24 protein-coding genes are annotated in these 20,433 nt (G+C 66.6%); 14 read left to right on the top strand and 10 right to left on the bottom strand.

Features of this window, described 5'->3' with window-relative positions:
* Nucleotides 1-139 precede the first annotated feature (139 nt).
* Together ACFVVK_RS02580 and ACFVVK_RS02575 are read left to right on the top strand one after the other, a co-directional pair.
* Nucleotides 140-607 (top strand): MarR family winged helix-turn-helix transcriptional regulator, encoded by a 468-nt coding sequence (locus tag ACFVVK_RS02580; protein ID WP_390263027.1) that lies wholly within the window; start codon nt 140-142, stop codon nt 605-607.
* Nucleotides 608-786: 179 nt separating this feature from the next.
* A complete protein-coding gene (locus ACFVVK_RS02575) occupies nt 787-2,010 on the top strand; it encodes a macrolide family glycosyltransferase (RefSeq protein ID WP_390263024.1) in 1,224 nt (407 codons plus the stop codon).
* Here the strand turns inward: ACFVVK_RS02575 and ACFVVK_RS02570 are convergent.
* Entirely contained in the window at nt 2,007-2,693 is a 687-nt protein-coding gene (locus tag ACFVVK_RS02570) for an alpha/beta family hydrolase (RefSeq protein WP_390263021.1), read from the bottom strand. The genes ACFVVK_RS02575 and ACFVVK_RS02570 overlap by 4 nt on opposite strands.
* 114 nt (nt 2,694-2,807) lie before the next feature.
* On the opposite strand from ACFVVK_RS02570, the gene ligD reads away from it, so the two are divergent.
* On the top strand, nt 2,808-3,830 hold the full coding sequence (gene ligD, locus ACFVVK_RS02565) for a non-homologous end-joining DNA ligase (protein WP_390263018.1): 1,023 nt from the start codon (nt 2,808-2,810) through the stop codon (nt 3,828-3,830).
* A 51-nt stretch (nt 3,831-3,881) separates the two neighbouring features.
* On the opposite strand, the gene ACFVVK_RS02560 is transcribed toward ligD, so the two are convergent.
* Nucleotides 3,882-4,523 (bottom strand): nucleoside/nucleotide kinase family protein, encoded by a 642-nt coding sequence (locus ACFVVK_RS02560; protein ID WP_390263015.1) that lies wholly within the window; start codon nt 4,521-4,523, stop codon nt 3,882-3,884.
* Nucleotides 4,524-4,621: 98 nt separating this feature from the next.
* Here ACFVVK_RS02560 and ACFVVK_RS02555 point away from each other — a divergent pair, with 98 nt between their 5' ends.
* Entirely contained in the window at nt 4,622-4,759 is a 138-nt protein-coding gene (locus tag ACFVVK_RS02555; protein WP_390263013.1) for a hypothetical protein, read from the top strand.
* Between the two features lie 85 nt (nt 4,760-4,844).
* Here the strand turns inward: ACFVVK_RS02555 and ACFVVK_RS02550 are convergent, their stop codons facing one another.
* The gene (locus ACFVVK_RS02550; RefSeq protein WP_390263010.1) at nt 4,845-5,192 is read right to left on the bottom strand and encodes a hypothetical protein; all 348 of its coding nucleotides are present in this window, start codon (nt 5,190-5,192) and stop codon (nt 4,845-4,847) included.
* A gap of 224 nt (nt 5,193-5,416) precedes the next feature.
* Here ACFVVK_RS02550 and ACFVVK_RS02545 point away from each other — a divergent pair, with 224 nt between their 5' ends.
* The 3 genes from ACFVVK_RS02545 to ACFVVK_RS02535 all read left to right on the top strand — a co-directional run bounded on the left by ACFVVK_RS02545 (nt 5,417) and on the right by ACFVVK_RS02535 (nt 8,209).
* Nucleotides 5,417-6,700, top strand: coding sequence for a class I SAM-dependent methyltransferase (locus tag ACFVVK_RS02545; protein ID WP_390263007.1), 1,284 nt, complete (start codon nt 5,417-5,419; stop codon nt 6,698-6,700).
* Between the two features lie 73 nt (nt 6,701-6,773).
* Entirely contained in the window at nt 6,774-7,766 is a 993-nt protein-coding gene (locus tag ACFVVK_RS02540) for a pirin family protein (RefSeq protein WP_390263004.1), read from the top strand.
* A gap of 74 nt (nt 7,767-7,840) precedes the next feature.
* Nucleotides 7,841-8,209 (top strand): GNAT family N-acetyltransferase, encoded by a 369-nt coding sequence (locus ACFVVK_RS02535; RefSeq protein ID WP_390263001.1) that lies wholly within the window; start codon nt 7,841-7,843, stop codon nt 8,207-8,209.
* 15 nt (nt 8,210-8,224) lie between these two features.
* Here the strand turns inward: ACFVVK_RS02535 and ACFVVK_RS02530 are convergent, their stop codons facing one another.
* Entirely contained in the window at nt 8,225-8,803 is a 579-nt protein-coding gene (locus ACFVVK_RS02530; RefSeq protein WP_390262998.1) for a TMEM175 family protein, read from the bottom strand.
* A gap of 127 nt (nt 8,804-8,930) precedes the next feature.
* Nucleotides 8,931-9,284: a carboxymuconolactone decarboxylase family protein gene (locus ACFVVK_RS02525; protein ID WP_390262995.1), complete on the bottom strand. Its 354-nt coding sequence runs from the start codon at nt 9,282-9,284 to the stop codon at nt 8,931-8,933.
* A gap of 286 nt (nt 9,285-9,570) precedes the next feature.
* Here ACFVVK_RS02525 and ACFVVK_RS02520 point away from each other — a divergent pair, with 286 nt between their 5' ends.
* Both ACFVVK_RS02520 and ACFVVK_RS02515 read left to right on the top strand, forming a co-directional pair.
* A complete protein-coding gene (locus tag ACFVVK_RS02520) occupies nt 9,571-11,010 on the top strand; it encodes a DUF2252 domain-containing protein (protein ID WP_390262992.1) in 1,440 nt (479 codons plus the stop codon).
* Nucleotides 10,997-11,389, top strand: coding sequence for a Rieske 2Fe-2S domain-containing protein (locus ACFVVK_RS02515; protein ID WP_390262989.1), 393 nt, complete (start codon nt 10,997-10,999; stop codon nt 11,387-11,389). The genes ACFVVK_RS02520 and ACFVVK_RS02515 overlap by 14 nt, the downstream gene beginning before the upstream one ends.
* 39 nt (nt 11,390-11,428) lie before the next feature.
* On the opposite strand, the gene ACFVVK_RS02510 is transcribed toward ACFVVK_RS02515, so the two are convergent.
* Nucleotides 11,429-11,917, bottom strand: a complete 489-nt coding sequence (locus ACFVVK_RS02510) for a hypothetical protein (protein WP_390262986.1) — start codon at nt 11,915-11,917, stop codon at nt 11,429-11,431.
* 168 nt (nt 11,918-12,085) lie between these two features.
* On the opposite strand from ACFVVK_RS02510, the gene ACFVVK_RS02505 reads away from it, so the two are divergent.
* The gene (locus ACFVVK_RS02505; RefSeq protein ID WP_390262983.1) at nt 12,086-13,033 is read left to right on the top strand and encodes a cation diffusion facilitator family transporter; all 948 of its coding nucleotides are present in this window, start codon (nt 12,086-12,088) and stop codon (nt 13,031-13,033) included.
* Nucleotides 13,034-13,111: 78 nt separating this feature from the next.
* Here the strand turns inward: ACFVVK_RS02505 and ACFVVK_RS02500 are convergent, their stop codons facing one another.
* The gene (locus ACFVVK_RS02500) at nt 13,112-13,414 is read right to left on the bottom strand and encodes a DUF4193 domain-containing protein (RefSeq protein WP_028276793.1); all 303 of its coding nucleotides are present in this window, start codon (nt 13,412-13,414) and stop codon (nt 13,112-13,114) included.
* A 283-nt stretch (nt 13,415-13,697) separates the two neighbouring features.
* On the opposite strand from ACFVVK_RS02500, the gene ACFVVK_RS02495 reads away from it, so the two are divergent.
* Together ACFVVK_RS02495 and ACFVVK_RS02490 are read left to right on the top strand one after the other, a co-directional pair.
* On the top strand, nt 13,698-13,943 hold the full coding sequence (locus ACFVVK_RS02495; RefSeq protein ID WP_390262980.1) for a hypothetical protein: 246 nt from the start codon (nt 13,698-13,700) through the stop codon (nt 13,941-13,943).
* Nucleotides 13,944-14,042: 99 nt separating this feature from the next.
* Entirely contained in the window at nt 14,043-14,753 is a 711-nt protein-coding gene (locus tag ACFVVK_RS02490) for a response regulator transcription factor (RefSeq protein WP_390262977.1), read from the top strand.
* Here the strand turns inward: ACFVVK_RS02490 and ACFVVK_RS02485 are convergent.
* Both ACFVVK_RS02485 and ACFVVK_RS02480 read right to left on the bottom strand, forming a co-directional pair.
* A complete protein-coding gene (locus ACFVVK_RS02485; RefSeq protein ID WP_390262974.1) occupies nt 14,701-16,185 on the bottom strand; it encodes a sensor histidine kinase in 1,485 nt (494 codons plus the stop codon). The genes ACFVVK_RS02490 and ACFVVK_RS02485 overlap by 53 nt on opposite strands.
* A 303-nt stretch (nt 16,186-16,488) precedes the next feature.
* Complete coding sequence (locus ACFVVK_RS02480) at nt 16,489-17,028, bottom strand: hypothetical protein (RefSeq protein ID WP_390262971.1); 540 nt, start codon at nt 17,026-17,028, stop codon at nt 16,489-16,491.
* 416 nt (nt 17,029-17,444) lie between these two features.
* Between ACFVVK_RS02480 and ACFVVK_RS02475 the strand changes: the two genes are divergently transcribed.
* On the top strand, nt 17,445-18,311 hold the full coding sequence (locus ACFVVK_RS02475; RefSeq protein ID WP_390262968.1) for a glycosyltransferase family A protein: 867 nt from the start codon (nt 17,445-17,447) through the stop codon (nt 18,309-18,311).
* 43 nt (nt 18,312-18,354) lie between these two features.
* On the opposite strand, the gene ACFVVK_RS02470 is transcribed toward ACFVVK_RS02475, so the two are convergent.
* On the bottom strand, nt 18,355-19,683 hold the full coding sequence (locus tag ACFVVK_RS02470) for a glycosyltransferase (protein WP_390262965.1): 1,329 nt from the start codon (nt 19,681-19,683) through the stop codon (nt 18,355-18,357).
* Nucleotides 19,684-19,799: 116 nt separating this feature from the next.
* On the opposite strand from ACFVVK_RS02470, the gene ACFVVK_RS02465 reads away from it, so the two are divergent.
* Entirely contained in the window at nt 19,800-20,405 is a 606-nt protein-coding gene (locus ACFVVK_RS02465) for a TetR/AcrR family transcriptional regulator (RefSeq protein WP_390262962.1), read from the top strand.
* Nucleotides 20,406-20,433 lie beyond the last annotated feature (28 nt).

Below are 20,433 nucleotides of genomic sequence, written 5' to 3'. Positions count from 1 at the left end.
GGCGGGACGGGGCAGCTGTTTCGGGCTTTACCTGACGCGGAGCGGACGAGTCATTCATTCCGAACCCACCTCCCAAATCGATTCAATACAATAATGATTCACCTACTGAATTGTTCTGTCAATGGAGTATCGTGGAGACATGGATCCCTCGACGACGGCGGGACCGCACCGCACCGCGTTCCTCCTCTCCCAGGTCGGGGCGCTGGCCTCGGCGCGGTTTGCCGAACGCACCCGCACCCTCGGACTGACGCCGGCGGACGCCGGAGTCCTCCGCCTGCTCGGCCGGGCGCCGGGGCTGAACCAGCGCGTCCTCGCGGACCGGCTGGGCGCCGTGCCAAGCAGGATCGTGGCGCTCATCGACTCCCTCGAAACCCGGGGCCTGGTGGCGCGCACCCGCAGCAGTACGGACCGCAGAAGCTACGAACTGCGGCTCACAGGGAAAGGGCAGGAACTCCTGGCAACCTTGCGGCGGACCGTCCGGGAACACGAGGCCCAGTTGCTGGGCTCGCTGACACCGGAACAGGCCGAGCAGCTCCACGACTTGCTTGCACGCGTTGCAGCGGCCAACAGCCTCGACCCCGATCTGCATCAAAGCACCGGCAGCTAGCGCGGACGGGATCGCCGGCTCTCGCGCCGGCCGTGCAACAGGGGCATGATGAAGGAGGACGACGCCCACGGGCCGAAGGGCACGCGGACCGCAAGGCACTCGGGACGCCGCTCAGACGGAACCCCGGCCAACGGGACCCAGCCAATGGGACCTTGGCGAAGCGATGAAGAGTGATGGCCATGCATTTTGCGTTCGTCTCCATTCCCGCCCACGGCCACGTGAACCCGACCCTGCCGCTGGTCGCTGAGCTTGTCCGCCGCGGGCACCGGGTCACGTATTTCACGTCCGCGGACTTCGAACCGCGGATTCGCGAGGCCGGCGCCGCCTTCCAGACCTCCGGCTTGAACTGGATGGCGTCCATGCCCGCCATGGGGCCCGGGCAGCGGGAGCGGGCGCAACTGATGTTGCCCGTCATGAATAAGGTGTTCGAGGATCTCAGGTCCAGTTTTCCCGCTATGGTGGAACGCCTCCGGAATGACCCGCCGGACGCTGTCTGCTTTGATGCGATGACGCTGAGCGGCAGCATGGCGGCAGAGAAGATCGGTGCCCCGGCCATTGGCCTCATGCCGACCTATGCCACGAACGAGCATTTTTCGCTCCGGTCGCTGGTGCCGGCGCCGCCGCCGGGCGCCGCCGATGACATGGCGAAGGTCGTGATGGCCATGGGCCGGCTGGTGGCGGAGTTCGCGGCCGAGCAGGGGGTGCGGGCGCCACGGTTATTCGACGGTCCGCCGGCGCCGTTCAACATCGTGTTCCTTCCCCGCGAGTTCCAGCCCATGGGGGAGACGTTCGATGACCGGTTCCGATTTGTGGGGCCTGACATCGGCGGGCGGGACCAGGACGGCGGCTGGGCACCTCAGGGACCAGGACCGCTGCTTTTCATCTCGCTCGGGACCAGCCCGCTGAACCGCCGGCCGGACTTCTTCCGGATGTGTCTGGAGGCCTTCGGGGGCAGCGACTGGGACGTCGCCATGGCAGTTGGTGAACGGACCACCCCGGCCGAGCTCGGCACCCTTCCACCGAATGTCCGGATCCGGCCGTTCTTCCCGCAAGTCCAGGTGCTCCGCCGGACAGCCGTCTTCATCACCCACGCGGGCATGAATTCGACCATGGAGGCGCTCTATTTCGCAGTTCCCATGCTGGCCGTGCCACAGCAGCCGGAGCAGGCGGCCACAGCCCGAAGGATTGCAGATCTCGGCCTCGGCCGGCAGCTCGCCCCGGACGACGTCGCGCCGGAGGCGCTCCGGACTGCGGCCGACGCACTCAATGCCGACGACCAGGTCAGGCGGAACGTGGCCGCGATGAGCGAGCTTGTCCGCGCCGCGGGAGGGGCTCCCGCTGCCGCTGATGCCATCGAGGCGCGGGTGCACGACGTGGCGGGCCGGTTTGGGAGCCTCGGCTAGGAGGTAGTGGCCACGGTCTTCCCCTGCGTCCTCATGAACGCCGCGACCGACGCCGCCAGCGACGCCCCCGTATCCTCCGCAGTGCGCTTGGCGCCGGCTACGGCAAACGAGTGGTCGCCGCCCTCGCACCACTCCACGGTCGCGGCGGGCCCGATCCGTGCAGTCACTGCCTCGAGCAGTTCTGGGGTGGCGAAGGTGTCGCGCGTGCCCTGCAGGAAAAGCATCGGCTCGGACAGCCCATAGAGGTGCTCGTCGCGGAGTTTCTCCGGTTTCCCTGGCGGGTGCAGGGGATAACCGAGGTAGACCAGTCCCGCGGCGGGCATGCCTTCCGCCACCGCCATCGAGGCCATGCGCCCGCCGAAGGACTTCCCGGCGGCCCACAACGGGCGGCTGCCGGAGCGTGACGCGGCGGCGTCCATGGCAGCCCGCCAGGCAGCAATAGCAGCCGGCGGCCGGTCCGGAAACTTCTTGCCGGCTTCCCGGTAGGGGAAATTGAACCGCAGGGTAGCGACCCCTAAGGCGTTGAGCGCTCGGGTGAAACCCTGCAGGAACGGGTGGTCCATCCCCGCCCCGGCACCGTGGGCAACAACCAGCGTTGCGAACGCGCGGTCGGGGTCGGCAAAAACGCCGGAGACAGTGGCACCGCCGACGTCTATGGTGATGGGGGACTCGGGCGTGATCATGGTTCCATCATGCCGGGTCAGGGGGCCGTTCGCTGCGCTGGGATTCCTCTGCGACGGCGACCTGGCCCGCGGTCCGCTCTTCAATTGCCCACGTCAGGAGGGTACGTTGTCCCCATGGCCAAGGAAGAAGCCCACCTCACTGTCAGCGGTCCGCACGGGGACCGGGACTTAAGGGTGTCCAGCCCCGGCAGGGTCGTCTGGCCGGCCATGGGAGTGACCAAGCTGGACCTGGCCCGCTACGTGGTGGACGTCGGGGACGCCTTCATGGCGGCGAACGGCGGCCGGCCGGTGACCCTCCAGCGCTTCAAGGACACGGTCGACGGTGAACAGTTCTTCTCCAAGAACCCGCCCAAGGGTGCCCCGGACTTCGTCGCTGCGGTCGACGTCGCCTATCCCAGCGCCCGCTCCCATCCCCAGTTGGTCTTCGAGGAAATCGCGGCCGCGGTGTGGGCGGTGCAGATGAATACGGTCGTGTTCCACCCCTGGGCTTCCCGGGCCGATAATCCGGACAATCCGGACCAGCTGCGGATCGACCTCGACCCGCAGCCCGGCACCGGGTTCGCCGAGACCGTGCCGGTCGCCAGGGAGTTGCGGCGCGTCCTCGCCGAGGCCGGGCTTGACGCCTTCATCAAGACTTCGGGCAACCGGGGTCTTCACGTCTATGCCCCGATCGAGCCGACCCGGGAGTTCCTCGACGTGCGCCACGCCGTCATCGCTGCAGCCCGCGAACTCGAACGCCGGCTGCCCGAGCAGGTCACCACCGCGTGGTGGAAGGAAGAACGCGGCTCCCGCATCTTCGTTGACTTCAACCAGGCGAATCGCGACCGCACGATAGCCGGCGCCTACAGCCCGCGTGCCCTCGCCAATGCCACCGTGTCCTGCCCGATCCGCTGGGAGGAGTTGGACGCCGTCGATCCGCAGTCCTTCACCGTTCTTACGGTGCCGGAGCGGCTCAAGGCCTCCGGTGATCCGTGGGCCGGCATGCATTCGAGCCCGGGCACCGTCGATGCTCTCCTGGATTGGTGGGAGAGGGACCTCGAGGCAGGGCTGGGGGAGCTGCCGTTCCCGCCGGACTTTCCCAAGATGCCTGGCGAACCACCCCGGGTGCAGCCGAGCCGGGCCCGCACCAAGGAATGAGCAACTGCGCGCCTAAGGCATCGACCTGCGGATTGCTTTGCGCCAGGTTGGCTAGGAAGGGCACGCGATTGTGATGGTCCTGTCGGCTATGCCGGCGGTGGCTTGGATCATCTCCGCGTTCCGTTCATCGGATCCGAGCGCCCATTGTCGCGCCACGTGTTCGTTCTTTCCATGCGCCATGTGGCGTTCGATGAGCCGTCGTCGGCGCGTGTCTTCGGGCGGCTTCAGATACCAGGTCTCAGTGAGCGCGGTCCGTGCCTCTGGCCACCGGCCCTCGCCGGCGAGCAGGTAGTTGCCTTCGGTGATGACCAGGGGAGTGTTCGCGTAGACGGGAATTGCGCCTGCGATGGGTTCTTCGAGGTTGCGGTCGAAGTGGGGCGCGTAGATGGTTTCGGGGGATCGCTGGTTTCTGATGCGTTCCAGCAGGTTTGCGTAGCCGGCGTCGTCAAAGGTTTCTATGGAGCCTTTGACCTGCCGGAGTCCGCGTTCGACCAGCAAGACGTTGGCGAGGTGAAATCCGTCCATGGGTACCAGGACGGCGCGATCGGTTCCGAGGGCTGCGACGAGTTGCGCGGCAAGGGTCGATTTACCCGCACCGGGGGCGCCGGCGATGCCGAGTATTTCCCGTCTGCCTGTGGATGCGAGCTCCGTCGCCCGCACGATCAAGGCTTCCAGGCTGGTTGTATGCGTCATCGTTTTGATTCTATGGTCACTGTCCAGTCGGGATCCGCTGCGGAACACCAGAGCTGCAATCGTGCCATCCGCGCCCGCCGTCGTAGCGAATTAGTTGCATGAGCAAGTCGGAGAAGAAGCGCCTGCGGTATTGCGACTACTACTGCTTCATGTCGCTGAAGGACTTCACGGCATGGGTCGACGCCGACGACGACCAGGAACCGGCCATGTCATCGTCCGTGACGCCTACCAGGTGAGTGCGTGCGTCTTGATCCCGTAGTGGCCTGGAGGCCCAGGTTCTGGCACTTCCGGGACGCGACGTCCGGCCCTCGGACGACCGCTCTACGCGTGGGAGCCGAGGGTCCTAAGAATGCCGCGGATCGAAAGGCCGACGGCGCACACCAGCGGAATCAGCGTCGCAAGCACCACTACGGTGTTGGGCCGAAATGTCAGATGCCCGGCGGGGCCTTTGGCGTACACGCCAAGAGGCAGCACAAAGCCTCCGCCGCCCCCGCCGCTTCCGCCGACCCCGGGCTGGCCGTCCTCCGGACTGCTGCCTCCGCCGAAGCCGAACGACACCATCGCCACCGGGACGATCTCTTCCCCGGCGATAGTCGCGGCGGGGCCAAAGGCCCGGGACACACCGACGTTCCTGAACGTGTCGACGAGAGACGAGAAGGATTCAGACATACGACACACGATAGGCAACGGCGCCGAGGAACACCAGAGGCGCGGCATGCCGGAGCGCCAGGCCGCCCGGCCATGTCGAGCAGACTGGCCGACCAAACCTCTGGTTACGGGCCATTGCTTGCCCTTAGATTGGGAGCTGTGCGGGAGATGGGACGCGGCGCGAGCGCTGCCCGGACCACCGCACGCGGCACCGGAAGCGAGCACCTGGAAGCGGGGCATGGGACATGGCGAAACCCACGAATGCAGCATCACGACTGGCCGACGCATTGTCGATCATTCTTGGCACCGACGGGATCCCGTTGCGGCTGCGGGCCTGGGACGGCACGGAAGCGGGTCCAGCCGACGCCCCGGTGGTTGTTTTCCGGTCCCGGCGGGCCCTTCGCCGGATGCTGTGGTCACCCGGGCAGCTCGGACTCAGCCGCGCCTACGTCGCCGGCGACATCGAGGCACCCGGCGACATCTTCGCCGCCTTCGCCGCCCTCAGTGCGGCCGGGAAGTTTGCCGAGCCGGGACCGTTCCGGCCGCCGACCCCGGGCGAAGTGTTCGCCCTGCTCAAGGCCGCGGTCCGGCTTGGCGCTGTGGGGCCGATTCCGGTGCCGCCGGCCGAGGAAGCCCGGGTGAGCCGTCATGGCCGACGCCATTCCAAGGGGCGCGACGCGGCGGCCATCTCCCACCATTACGACGTCGGGAACGACTTCTATGCGCTCGTCCTGGGCCCGTCCATGGTGTATTCGTGCGCGGTCTGGGAGTCGGAGCAGACCGGTCTTGACGCGGCCCAGGCCGCCAAACTGGATCTGGTCTGCCGCAAGTTGGGACTGGAACCGGGCATGCGCGTGCTGGACGTGGGATGCGGCTGGGGCAGCTTCGCGCTGCACGCAGCGCAGCACTACGGCGTCGACGTCGTCGGTGTGACACTTTCGGTCGAACAAGCCGCCCTCGCCCGCAAACGGGCGGCCGACGCCGGACTGACTGACCGGGTGGACATCCGGGTCCAGGACTACCGCGACGTGGAAGACGGACCGTTCGACGCGATCAGCTCCATCGGCATGTCCGAGCACGTAGGACGCGAGCAGATCGGGAACTACGCCTCCCGGCTGCAGGGCCTGCTCCGTCCGGGAGGCCGGCTCCTGAACCATGCGATCTCCTGGAACGCCGGATCGACCGCACCCGACCCGGACTCCTTCATTCCCCGCTACGTCTTCCCGGACGGTGAGATGCTGAGCCTTTCAGACATGGTCGCGGCGCTCGAAGCGGCCGGCCTGGAAGTCCTGGACGTTGAGGCGCTGCGGCGCCACTATGCCTTGACGCTCCGTGCCTGGGTGCGGAACCTGGAGGAGAACTGGGACGAGGCCGTCCGCTCCGCAGGCGTGGGACGGGCCAGGATCTGGCGGCTCTACATGGCTGCGAGCGCCCTTGGCTTCGAGGGCGGGCTCACCGGTGTGAACCAAATCCTGGTCCAGCGCCCTGGCGGCTCGGAACCGCCACTGCGCCGCCAGACATGGATCTGAAGCCGCAACACGGCGAGGGCCGTGCCGCGCCCCGGCGGCTGCCCCGGTGACCACGCGGGACTAGGCTGTCTTCATGAGCAATACCGAAGTTGCGCCCCAGGAAATCCTCTGTGAAGCGGAGGGGCCCTGCGCCGGCGTCGAGCTGTTGGTTCCGCGGCAGGTGCCGCTGGGTGGCCCCCGCGCGATGGACGTGCGCCGGACCCTGCCTCAGCGCCAGCGCAGCCTGATCGGAGCCTGGTGCTTCCTGGACCACTATGGCCCGGACCGGATCGGTAATTCCGGCGGCATGAAGGTCCCGCGCCACCCGCACACCGGGCTGCAGACGGTCAGCTGGCTGTTCACGGGGGAGATCGAACACCGGGACTCGGCCGGCTTCCATGCAATGGTGCGGCCCGGAGAGGTCAACCTCATGACCGCGGGCCGGGGCATCAGCCACTCGGAATTTTCCACCCCGGACACAACCGTCCTGCACGGTGCGCAGCTGTGGGTGGCACTGCCTGACACAGCCCGCCACATGGCCCCCACGTTCGAGCACTACCGTCCGGAACCGGTCAGCGGAGACGGCTGGACCCTGCGGGTGTTTTTGGGTGAGCTCGGGGGCTCGGTCTCGCCTGTGGCCACCCACACGCCCCTGCTGGGTGCGGAGCTCCTGCTGGAGGCCGGGACGGAACTGACGCTGGGTACTGATGCCTCCTTTGAACACGGCCTCCTGGTGGACGCGGGGAGCCTGGCCCTGGACGGATACCCGGTCCCCACGGACCACCTCGCCTACCTTCCGGCCGGCCACTCGTCCGTGACCCTGGCCGCGGGCAACGACGGTGCCCGCGTCCTCCTGATGGGAGGAGAGCCGCTGGGCGAAAAGATTGTGATGTGGTGGAACTTCGTCGGACGCAGCCACGAGGAAATCGTGGCGTACCGGGCCCAGTGGCAGGCCGAAATCGGCGCCGAACCTGAAATCGGTATGGGTGAAGACGCAGAGCCGCGGTTCGGTTCATTCCCGCCCGGGCAACCTCCCGCCCTCCCGGCGCCAGCTCTGCCGAACGCCCGGCTCCGGCCCCGCGGCTGAACCATACCCACTGACCAAACCCGCCACACCCGAACCCGCCCAACGGCCCGCGCGCCCCATCGAAGGAGACCAGATTGACCACGACCACCATCACGAACAACCCGGACCGCAGCCGCTACGAAATGCTCGATGCCGGCGTCGTGATCGGCCAGGCCGCTTACTTTGACGACGTTGCCGGGGATCAGGTCGCGGGCCAGCGGATTTTCTACCACACGGCAATAGACGATGGATATGGCGGCCGGGGGCTGGCAGGAAAACTGGCCGCACAGGCGCTGGACGAAACCGTTGCGGCGGGCCTCCGGATCGTTCCGGTGTGCCCGTTCATCAAGAAGTACCTCGGCAAACACCCGGGCTACGCGCCCAACGTGGCGGCCCCCACCCCGGCTCATCTGGAATTCCTGCGGGCGTCACTGTCCCAGCGCGCCCAGCGCGTCACCCGGTGATCCCGCGCGCGCCACTCAGGTGTGCGCGAGGAACCGCTCCACCCGCCGGTCCGGGATGAGCCAGATCGCGGCCACCACCGTGTAGGCGGCGATCCCCAGGAGCGGGCTCACAAAGCTCAGGCCCATCCCCGCGATGTACAGAATCGGAGATCCCTTGCCCTTCCAGTCCTTGCCCATGGCTTCCTGCAGCGCGCCACCACGTCCCTGTTGACGGATAAGGGCCAATTTCAGGATGTAGAACGCTATGGCCGCGAGCAACAGGTTCAACCCGTAAACCAGGACGGGCACCTCCGCCAGGCCCGCGTCATTGATCCACCTGGTGGTGAAGGGGAAAAGGGACAGCCAGAACAGCAGATGCAAGTTGGCCCAGAGGACTGCACCGTTGATCCTCCCGGCCAGATGCAGCATGTGGTGGTGGTTGTTCCAATAAATCCCGACGTACACGAAGCTCAGGAGGTAGCTGAGGAACGTGGGAAGCTCGTGGAGCAGTGCCTGCCAGGTGGGTTCGGCCGGGACGTGAAGCTCCAGGACCATGATGGTGATCACGATGGCAAGCACGCCGTCGCTGAAGGCCTCCAGCCTGTTCTTGTTCATGGGGCCGCTTTCGATCGTGGCATCGTGGCCGATGCAGCGAGGGACTGCCGACGTCGGAACGCCGGGTTCGCACGCAACGGTACTGCATGTCCGCTCTTCAGCGACGAAGACGCGCCTTCAGGCGGGTTCAGCTCCCCGCGCCCGCCTCACTTTGCCTCTCGAGTGCAGCCTCGATCTCGGCCTCGGCCATTGCGACGGCGAAACCGAGCGCCTGGGTGATATTGCCTGCCGCGGCCACGATCCGGGGCGTGCCGACAATCGGCGCAACGGCAATAAGGACGCCCTGGACGTCCTCCAGGGTGATGCCGACGTCAATCGCGGTGCTTGCATTAAGCAGGTACGAGGCGGGCGGGGCGTCGACTGCGGCAAGCACCGCGATCCGGGCGAGCATCAACTCGCGCGGCTCGAGCGTTGAGCGTTCGAGGGATACGAGGGTGATGTCTGCGAGGGCTTCAAGGACAGGGGCATCTTGTTCGGACATGGTCTTGTCTCCATCTGGTTCCGGCGGCTGTGTGCCGCCTGCCGGGAAAAAGGCGGGCACTGCGGCACGTCATCCACTTAACCCGCCAAAGCGGCCGATGACATCACCCGCAGGGCATGAGCCAATCGTCCGTTCCGCAGCCCGGACCGGCATGTGTCCTGAAACCGATCGCGCTATCGTCGGGAGCGCGTTGACGGTGGGCCGCTTCGGGGACACAATCGCAGTGTGGAACGCCGGCAGCGGTTCCGGACTTACGGTTCCTGACGAGCTATGGAGGTCACGGATCATGGCCAAGACCAAAGTCACTCACCCGAGCGTCGAGGAACGCGTTGACAGGGGCAAGAGGCACCGGAAGAAGGTGCCCGTCTCCAGCCACACGGGTTGGGCGCCGGCGCCCGACCGTCCCGATCCCGTGGCGCTCCTCGAGGAGCAGAACCTCACCCGGGAGCGCGACCTCGTGCCGGTACGTCACGGCAGGATGCTGACCTCACCGTTTACGTTCTACCGGGGGGCCGCCAAGATCATGGCCGCCGACCTGAAGGCCACGCCGCGCGCGGGCCTGGTTTCCCAGCTGTGCGGGGACGCCCACCTGTCCAATTTCGGCGTCTTCGCGTCACCGGAGCGGACCCTTCTGTTTGATATCAACGACTTCGACGAGACCCTTCCGGGCCCGTTCGAGTACGACGTCAAACGCATGTCCGCGAGCTTCACCATCGCGGCGCGCAACAACGGGTTCAGCAAGGAGGAGACGCGCGAGGTGACACTCACATCCGTACGGGCGTACCGCGAGGCGATGGCCCAGTTCGCGCAGATGCGCACCCTGGACGTCTGGTACGCCCGGCTGTCCGAGGAACAGCTGATGGAAACCATGCGGCTGGCCGTGGCGACCCAGAAGGGCAAGGCCCTCAAGAAGGCGGCCCAGGGCATGGAAAAGGTGGCGCGGCAAAATGTGGCCAAGGCCCACACGCGCGACAGCCTGCAGGCTCTCTCCAAGCTCGCCGAGCTCGACGACGAGGGCCGGTACAGGATCGTCAGCCAGCCACCGATCGTCATTCCCGTTCGGGAACTGGGAGACGCGTACGGCATGTCAGGCGATGATGTGCAGCGAAACATCCGGGAGCAACTCCGGTCCTACCGGGCCACGCTGCCGGACGACCGGCGTCATCTGCTCGAACGCTTCGAAGTTATCGACGTCGCCCGCAAGGTGGTGGGCGTCGGCAGCGTCGGAACGCGGGCGTTCATCGCCTTGCTGCAGGGCCGCGATCAGCAGGATCCGCTGTTCCTGCAGGTCAAGGAGGCCACACGGTCAGTGCTCGAGGACCACTTACCGAAGAGCAGGTTCAACCAGCCGGGCGAGCGCGTGGTGCAGGGGCAACGGATGATGCAGGCCGCGAGTGACATCTTCCTGGGCTGGACCAAGGGCGTGCAGGACAACCGCTACCTTTACTGGCGGCAACTGCGCGACATGAAGGGCTCAGCCATCGTAGAAGCGATGAAACCGGTGGGCATGAATTTCTATGCCAGCGCCTGTGGCTGGACATTGGCGCGGGCGCACGCCAGGTCGGGTGACCCGATCGCGATCGCTGCCTATCTTGGCAAGAGCGACAAGTTCGACCAGTCGATCACGGACTTTTCCGAGCGTTACGCCGATCAGAACGAGAAGGACTACCAGGCCTTCGCCGAGGCCGTCCGTTCCGGCCGCCTGGAAGCAATTGAGGCCCTCTAGTCCGACGGAAGCCACGTCCGGACCTGCAGGGGCCAGCACGCAACCGGAACAGCCCAGACAGTCAGCCCAGCCGGAGCAGCCGCAACACAGTCACATCACCGTCCCGGCGCTGCGTCCGGGCCAAGGCACCGTCGTCGAGATCGACGGGCGGCCGACTGCCCTGTATGCCGATCCGGCCGGAGAGTTGCTCGCCCTCTCCGCCGTCTGCACACACTTGGGGTGCACGGTGGAGTTCAACCCGGACGAGGCGACCTGGGACTGCCCTTGCCACGGCTCGCGGTTTGCCTCCGACGGCAAGGTCATCCAGGGCCCGGCGGCGTTGGACCTGGAACCAAAGCCTGCACCCTCCCGCCCGGCCCGGGGCGGGCAGCCCCGCTGAATCCCGCGCCGGGCCGTGCTGACGGGCGGGACGGGGTGCTCAGGCGGGGGACCCGGTGGTGCGCCGCCGGGACGTCCGCCGTGCGGCCCTGGCGAAGCCCACGGCCGCCAAGACAGCGCCGGCACCTTCGGCCACGGCGCTGACGGTCTTCTCGAAGAACCACACGGGCTCGTACATCGCCGGAAACGGGCCGAACGCGGGAATGTCCACGTACCGGTAGAGAACCACGGCGATGAAGGCACTCAGCGCAACCAGGAACGCGACACCGTAGGCAACTCTGCTGCCGCGCAGCAGCACGAACAGACCGGCGAGCACAGCCGCGGCGGCTTCCAACAGGAAGAGGTTGCCCTGGCCGATCCCGGCGGGGTTTCCCGCTTGGTAGACCGGGGCCAGATGAAGGTGGACGGCGGCGTCGATGAACAAGGCGCCGGCCGTGAGGATGCGCAGCGTCATGCCGGTCCCGTGCAGGCCTGCAGACCTCCGGGGCCGGGCTTGTGCGCTCATCGACGGCTTGCGGCCTGCAGTCATAGCGCACCACCCCAAAACGGATACGGGTAAGAGTCAGTTCACGTACTTCCTTCATTGTGCGCCCGCCCGGCATTAATGGAACCTGCACGCCTGAAATCTGACCCGGTGCGGGCAGGAGGGATAGCGTAGTCACTGGCATGCATTCCAACGGCGGCAGGAGGAAGTTGAGTGAAGCCTGATAAGCCCCCGCGCGTATCCCTGACGGTGCTCATTGCCTTCGCGGCGAATATTCTGGTCGCGGCAGCCAAATCCGCGGCCGCGCTCGTCTCGGGCTCGGCGTCCATGACTGCCGAGGCCGCGCACTCCTGGGCCGACACTGGCAACCAGGTGTTCCTGCTGATCGCCGAACGCAAAGCCGCCAGGAAACGGGACCAGACCCACCCCATGGGCTACGGGCGCGAGGCCTATGTGTGGTCCATGATCGCCGCTTTTGGCCTGTTCACGGCCGGGGCGGTGGTATCGGTGATGCACGGCATCCAGCAGCTCATCACGCCGGAGCCGGCCGGAGACTTCACGATTGCCTACGTGGTCCTGGGCATCGCCTTTGTGCTGGAGGGCGTGTCCTTCACCCAGGCGTTCAGGCAGTCGCGGAAGGCGGCGCGCGAGCTTGACCGGAACACCCTGGAACAGGTCCTCAAGAGCTCGGACCCCACACTGCGTGCCGTCTTTGCCGAGGACGGGGCCGCCCTGATCGGGCTGCTCATCGCCTTCGCCGGGATAGCGCTTCACCAGGCCACAGGATCCACCGTGCCGGACGCCGTCGGGTCCATTCTGGTGGGCATCCTGCTGGCAGTCGTCGCCGTCGTGCTGATCGACCGCAACCGGCGCTTCCTCGTGGGCCAGGCAGTAACCAGCGATGTTGAGGAAGCCATGGCCAGACGGCTCCTCAGGTTCCCCGAAATCGAGCGCATCACCTACTTGCACCTGGAATTTGTCGGTCCGCGTCGGCTGTACCTCGTGGCGGCGGTGGACATCCAGGGGGACCACCGGGAGCATGACGTCGCCGTGGCACTGCGGCGCGTTGAACGCGAACTCGAGGACCACGAAACGGTCGAGGAGGCAGTTCTGACCCTCGCCACCGCGGACGAACCGTCATTGGTCTTTCCCGCCGCCTGAAGGCGGGGTTGCCTTTAGCACAACCGTTGCTGCTGGCCCGGCGAGCGGGGCCAGGCCGGGCCGGGGCTGCTCGGATGTTTAGCTAAGGCAGTCGGCGCAGTAGGCGTGTCCGGCCTTCTCTTTGGCGAGCTGGGACCGGTGCCGCACGAGGAAGCAGGAATAGCAGGTGAACTCGTCCTCTTTCTGCGGGATGACCGTTACGGTCAGCTCCTCGCCGGACAAGTCGGCTCCGGGAAGCTCGACGCCTTCGGAGGTATCGGCCTCGTCCAGCTCGCGGACTACGCTCCGGGCGTCTGGTGCGTTCGCCGACCGGAGGGCCTCGAGGGAGGCGTTGCGTGATTCCGCGACGTCGGAGCGTACTTCGTCATAATCGGTTGCCACCTGGTGGTACTCATTTCCGTTGCTGGGCTGTTTGGTCCGGAGCCTCTCCGGCTCTCCGGGAATGAACGGTACAGCATTACACCGGGTAAATGCTGGGGATCGGGGGACTCGCCCGCGTGACTCTCGTGACACCCGGCGGCGGCCGGCCGCCTTGGCACCCTTCGGGCTTTTGTTCGCGACCGGTCACGCGTGCTTCACGCGCCGTTAATTTGCGCGCCTTAGCCTGAATCCTTCAGGACTATCCAGTTTGGGACCTGTCCGCATTCACCGGAAGGGATACGCCATGGCCGATATCGCTGCAGTGCTGGGACGGCTCACGCCGGAGGAGCTCGAAGAACTGCGGTCCTTGGGACCCGACGGTTACCTGAACCGGCGCCTCACGGACGCCCTGGACCGGGCGGCTGGCGGCCCCGGCGCCGGCCGCGGATACTACGTCCCCAACGGGAACGTCAGTGCAACGGGAGGACCGCACGTGATACTGCGCAGCGACGTTTCGGGCTGGCTGTTCGGGCCTCCCCGGCCCGCTTAGCGGTCTGCCCACGTCGGGTCTCTTACCGGGACACGATGAATTCCCCTCCCGGACCCGCTCAGGAAGGGCCATACTGGCTCACAGAGAGGGGGCCCTGCCGTGCGGATTCTGATGGTGGAGGATGAGCACGCACTTGCGGAGACGGTGCGGCGCGGACTGAAGAACGAAGGGTTCGTCGTCGATGTTGCCCACGACGGCGTCGGCGGGCTGTCGGCCGCGCTCGAGAATCCGTACGATGCGATCCTGCTTGACCTCATGTTGCCGCGGATGAACGGCTACGACGTCCTGAAGGAACTGCGGCGGCGCAAGGTCTGGACTCCGGTGCTGATGCTCACGGCCAAGGACGGCGAGTACGACCAGACCGACGCCTTCGACCTGGGTGCGGATGACTATCTGACCAAGCCGTTCAGTTTCCTGGTGCTGGTGGCCCGGATCAGGGCGTTGATCCGCCGCGGGGCGCCGGCCAGGCCCGTTGTTTTGACTGTTGGCACCTTGGCGCTCAATCCCGTGAACCGCAGCGTGCGGCGCGGAGATACCGCCATCAGCCTGACGGCGAGGGAGTACGGGCTTCTCCAATTCCTCATGCGTCGGCACGATCAGATTGTCTCCAAGGCAGAGATTCTGCAGAACGTCTGGGACCCGGCTTTCGAGGGTGCGGACAACGTTGTGGAGGTCTACATCGGCTATCTCCGGCGAAAGATCGATGTGCCCTTCGGCGTCCACACCCTGACCACCGTGCGAGGCATGGGCTATCTGCTCAGCTCCGGACCGATCCCTGGGCCCCGTGCCGTCGTGCCGTCCGAGGGCTGAGGGCAGCAGGCTCGGACGGCGGCAAGGGGTCCGGGGCGGGCAGTGCAATCTCAAACCGGCAGTGCCCCGGCGGCGCATCCGTGGAACGGATGGTCCCGTGATGGGCGGCAACAATGCCTGCCGCGATGGCCAGGCCCAGCCCGCTGCCGCCGCCTTCGCGGGAGCGGCTGCCATCCAGCCGGACGAAGCGTTCGAAGATCCGGTTGCGGTCCGCCTCCGGGATGGGATCGCCATCGTTGTCCACAGTGATGATGACCTGGTTCCCGGCCGGCCGCAGGTCAACGTCTATCCGGGACAGGGCGTGCCGGTCGGCGTTGTCCAGGACATTCCGCAGCACCTGGGCCAGCCGGCGGGCGTCGCCGCGGATCCGCGCCGGAACGAGCTCGACGGAAATCCGGTGGCGGCTGGTGGAGCGCAGCCGGCGGATCTCCTGGTCGAGGACGTCGTCGAGGTCCACGTCCTCGGGTTCCACTTTCAGGCCGCCGTCGTTTGCCTTCGCCAGGGTCAGTAGGTCCTCCACGAGGTAGCTCATGCGTTCTGTTTCCTCGGCGAGGACGTCCTTCATTTGGAGCCACATTGCCCCGGTGGGATCGGTGGCCGCGATCTCAACGCCCGCCTTGAGGGTGGCCAGAGGGCTGCGCAGTTCATGGCTGGCGTCCGAAACGAACCGGCGCTGTTCGCTGTCTGAGGCCTGGAGCCGGTCCAGCATCATGTTCATGGTCAGCGCCAGCGCCTGGATCTCATCGTTCGTGCTCGGCACGTCGACGCGTCCGTCCAGGCGTTCGGAATTGATCCGCGCCACCTGGCCGCGGATCCTTTCGACCTGGCGGAGTGAACGGCCCACGAGCAGCCACACGGAAACCGCCACCGTGAGCAGTAGCAGAGGCGTTGCCCCCAGCATGAACCAGGCAACTGTGGAAATGGCGTCGGCCTGGATCTGCGCTGCCTGGGCGACCACCACCGAGTAGACCATGGTGCCGGTCCGGGCGCCAACGGTCACGATGTGGTAGTCGTCGTTGTCGCCGATGCTTGGCAGGCTCGAGACATCCTGGACCATGGTCTGGCCCAGAGCAGGCCGCTGGGCGGAGAGGGGGGCGTTGGCGACTTCCGGATCGGAGGCGATCACAACGTACCCGGTTGAGTCCAGGAGCTGGACGAACTGGCCCGCATGGGCGGTGTCCGTGATGTAGGCCCGGGCGTCCTCGACGTCCACATCCTCCATTTCGGCGATGACGTCGAGGGCCTTCTGCCTGGCGGTTGAGTCCGTGGAGGTCACCAGCGATGTATGCAGCAGTACCAGCAGGATGACGCCGCCTACTAGCAGGGCCACTGCCACGACGCCGACGGCGACGGCCGTCGAGCGCTTGCGAACGCCCCAGCGGGTTTCGTCCCTGCGCGGCGGGCTGGCCGCCGCCCCCTTGCGCTGTGCCATGCTCCAAGAATGCGGCACCCCGGGGGATCCGAACAACCTAGGTCACGAATTTTCCGGGTTTATCGCGCGTTTTCCTCCCGGCCGACGGGTCCGCGACGGGAAACCCGCCACTCTCAGTCTTATCTCAGCGGGATGGGCGAGAGTTAGTAAAGAACTCCGGTTCAAAGTTTCCGGCCGTACGCTCTCCTCAACCAGCGTGCGGCCGGCACTTTGTTTCCCGGTCGTAACGCGAAGCGGGGGCAGGGTACTAGCGACGGCGGCCCAACTCATCCCACAGCAACGCCAGCGTCGCGGCACCTGCCTTCAGTACGTCGATGCTGACGCTTTCGTCACTGTCGTGCCAGTTGTCCTCCACCAGCCGCCGCCGATGCTGCGGGTGTGCGACCGTTCCAGCCAGTCCTGTGGGTCGAACGGGAGCGCGGCCAGTTCCGCGCGGCGCCGCTCGGATATTTCCTCAACGTCGTCGTAGAAGCCAGGGAGTGTGATCCTGCCCTTCTGGTTGTGCAGCCGTGCCAGCAGGTTGCTTAGTTCGAAGGCAGGATTGGGCGCGGTGCCGGTCACTGCGCCGCTGTGGATGTCCGTTAGTGGACCGTAGACCTCCAGGCGCGCGTCGAGCATGCCGCGGATGCTGGTGCAGAGGGCCGGATGATCGGCGCGCCACAGCAAGGTGTCGGAGAAGATGACGGCGTCGGCGTCCAGACGGGACCGGTTCGCCCGAAGGAGGTCTGCCAATCCGGGGGAGCCCGCCTCTTCCTCCCCTTCGATGATCACTTTGAGGTTCACTGCCGGTGCGGTGCGTCCGGTGGCGTGCAAGTGGGAGCGGATGCCCCAGACGTGGGCCAAGACCTGGCCCTGGCATCTGAGCTTCCCCGGCCGTAGAGCCGGCCGTCCCGACATGCGGGGTCGAACGGGGAAGTTTGGTCCCAGTTTTCCTCCTTGACGGCGCGCACGTCATGGTGGCTGTAAATGAGCACCGTGGGGGAGCCCGGCGCGGCAAGCCATTCGGCATAGACAGCTGGGGACTCCGGCCCCGTGAGATCTCCGTGGTGGGGAATGCGACGTCGCGCAGTTCTCCGGCCAGCCAGTTGGTCAGGTGTGGGAAGGTTCCGCGGGAGCCCAGGGGGAAGCGTCCGGGACCTTGCAACGCTCCCGATGCTCAGTATGCTCGTTAATTGTCGGTGACATCGGCCCACGCCTGCGGCCGGGGCTGCAGGACCTGGCACCGGTCAGTTTCCAGGCTGACAGGGAGGAGGCTTTTGATGAGCCGGTCGTCTTCGCGTTGGGCACAGCCAGCAGAACCGGTGACGGACGTCGCTGTCGACGTCCTTATTCCCACGTGCGACCGTCCTGCCGAGCTCGGCGTGACCCTGGCCGGGTTGGCGGCCCAGCAGCAATCGGAGTTCAGGGTGGTCATCAGCGACCAATCTTCGGGGGCTCCGGCGTGGGAGAACGCCGCGGCGGCGGCGATGGTCCGGGTGCTGCAGGCGCAGGGCCGGCCCGTCGAACTGCTTCGGCATCTTCCGCGGCAAGGACTGGCCGAACATCGACAGTTCATGCTCGAACAGGCCTCGGCGGAGAAAGTTCTGTTCCTCGACGACGACATCTGGCTGGAGCCGGATGCCTTGAAACTGCTAAGTAGCGCCTTGGAACAGCTTGATTGCGGGTTTGTTGGCATGGCACCCCAGGGCCTGTCCTACCTCTCCGACAGGCGGCCGGAGCAGACGGGGGCGTTCTCCCCGTGGGATGGGCCGGTCCGTCCGGAGCGGATCAGGCCGGGAGCGGAAGGTTTTGAGCGCTGGCCCCTCCACAGCGCCGCGAACTTGGCGCACCTCAGCACGGACCTCGGCCTCGGGCCTGGGGAGTGGATTGCGTACCGGATCGCGTGGCTCGGCGGGTGCGTCATGTATCGGACCGCGGCGTTGCATGACGCCGGCGGGTTCGAGTTTTGGACGCAGCTTCCGCCGGTCCACGCGGGTGAAGACGTGCTCGCCCAGTGGCAGGTGATGGACCGGTACGGTGGCGCGGGCATTCTTCCCTCGGGTGCGGTGCACCTGGAGGCGCCAACCACCATCCCCGACCGGCCGGTGGAAGCCTACCTGGAGGTACTAGGCCAGGACGTTGACTAAGCAACAGGATTCCCGCCGCGGGTGATACCGGTGTCTGTCCGGGTCAGTCCGCATCAGCGTGTGGCGCCCTGCCGGCTGAGATGCCCTCGAGGAGATCGGCGAGCCCGTCCACACCCCGCGAGTCCCGGATGGCGAGGCCAATGCGGTTGCTGGCGTCGCGGTAGGAGGGATTGGAAAGAACCGAGCGGACGGCCTTGGCGACGGCCCCGGGTGTGGCCCGGCTGGTCCGCAGGTTGATTCCAGTGCCAGACCACGCCACCCGGGCTGATACTTCGGTTTTATCCTCCGTTTCGCCCGCAACGACGAGGGGCACGCCGTGCCGCAGGGCGAACTGCACTCCGCCGTAGCCGCCGTTGGTGACCAGGACGTCCGTCTTGGGCAGCAGTTCGTCGTAGGGCAGGTAGGTGGCGACCCGGACGTTCCGGGGGAGCGGACCGGAGAGTGAGTCGAGCGGCCGTCCACCGGTGGTGACGACGACGAGGACGTCGTCGTCAGCGAGGCCCTCAATAGCAGGGCGGACGAGGTCATCGAAGTCCCGGTTGGCGACAGTGCCCTGCGTGACGTGCACCACGGGACGTCCGGCATCGAGGTCTGCCCACCACTCGGGCAGCACGGGGGCGGTGGTGCCGCTGGTGGCTGCTGATCCGCCTTGGGATACCGGGCCCACGAAATGGACGGTGTCGGGCAGGTCGGATCTGGGGTATTCGAACTCACGGACGCCGAACTGGGCGATGTGGTCCGCGGCGCGGGGCCAGTCCATGAAGAAGGTCGGAAACGGCGACGCCGTCACGTCGCGGGCGACCTCGTCGGCGTATTTCTGGACCGGGCCGAAGACTACCTTCTCGGTGAAGGTCTGCAACGCACGGTTCCGCAGCCGTCCGGCCACTCCCGGCATTGGCGGTATGCCCAGCCCGTAGGGAGCCGTGTCGCGGCTGGCCAGGCTGAGCGGCACGATGCCGCAGTTGATGACGGCAGGACGGCCAGGGTTCGCTCCGGCAAGCAGCAGCGCGGCGCCCATGAACAGCGATTCGGCCAGGACCGCATCGACCGGACGCTCCGCGAACGCCGCCTTGATCGCCCCGTACTGGGCCTTCCCCGGACGCATAAAAATCTCTTTGATGTCGAACCGGATCCCTTTTGGTCCTTTCAGCCCCACGCGGCCCGGGAAGGCCTCGTCCAGCTTCGTGTCGTCGAAGTCCGCCTCCGGGGGGAGCGGCACGAAGGTGGCACCGGTCTCCGCCACCCGGCGCCCGAACCGCTGCCCCGTGAGGAAGCGGACATCGTGCCCTCTCTCCACAAGGCCGGCGGCAACGGCCAACATCGGTGTGACATGCCCTATCAAGGGGCTGGAACAAACAAGAACCGATGCCATGATGCCTCCCTGGAATGATTACGTCGCCTCAGTTTTGATTACTATGAGGCAGTAGTCAATATGGCGGAGGAATGATGGCGAGGAATATTTCTGGTCCGCGGCAGTACCGTTCGGTGTTGCGGGAAGAGCAGGCGTCCCGCACCCGCAAGCGGGTACTCGAGGCGGCCGGCCGCTGCTTTGCGGCGAACGGCTTCACCGCGACCACGCTGGCTGCCATTGCGGGTGAGGCCGGTGTATCCGTGGAGACGGTCCAAAGCCACGGGCCCAAGAAGCGGCTGTTGCTCGCTGCCTTGGAGGCAGCAACAGCCGGCGCGGAGGGCGGCCGGTCCATTCTTGAAGTGCCGGCGGCACAGGCTGTTCTGGCGCAAGAGCGCGCCCGGGACGGACTGCTCGGCCTGGCCGCGTTTGCCGCGGAACTCAACGGCCGAATCGGGCGGCTCTGGCAGGCGCTGGCCGCCGCCGCGCAGGGGGATGCGGACATCGCTGCAGCGCACGCCGGGCTCCAGGAGCGCATCCGCGCTGATTTGCTGAAGGTGGCACGCCTGCTGCAGCAGCGCGGCGGCCTTCGCGGGGATATGTCGGAGGAGTCCGTGGCCATGACGCTCTTTGTCCTGACTTCCCCCTACCAGCATGAACTCCTCGTGGTGCAGGCCGGCTGGAGCGAGGAAGGCTACCTCGCTTGGCTCGAACAGATGTTGATCGAGACGGTGTTGGCTGCCTGAGTGAGACCCGAAATCGGCGTCCCTTGCG

The sequence above is a fragment of the Arthrobacter sp. NPDC058192 genome, from assembly GCF_042883665.1.
Lineage (GTDB): Bacteria > Actinomycetota > Actinomycetes > Actinomycetales > Micrococcaceae > Arthrobacter.
Note: the sequence above shows the minus strand (reverse complement) of the source record. Positions and strands in the feature narration are given on the sequence as shown.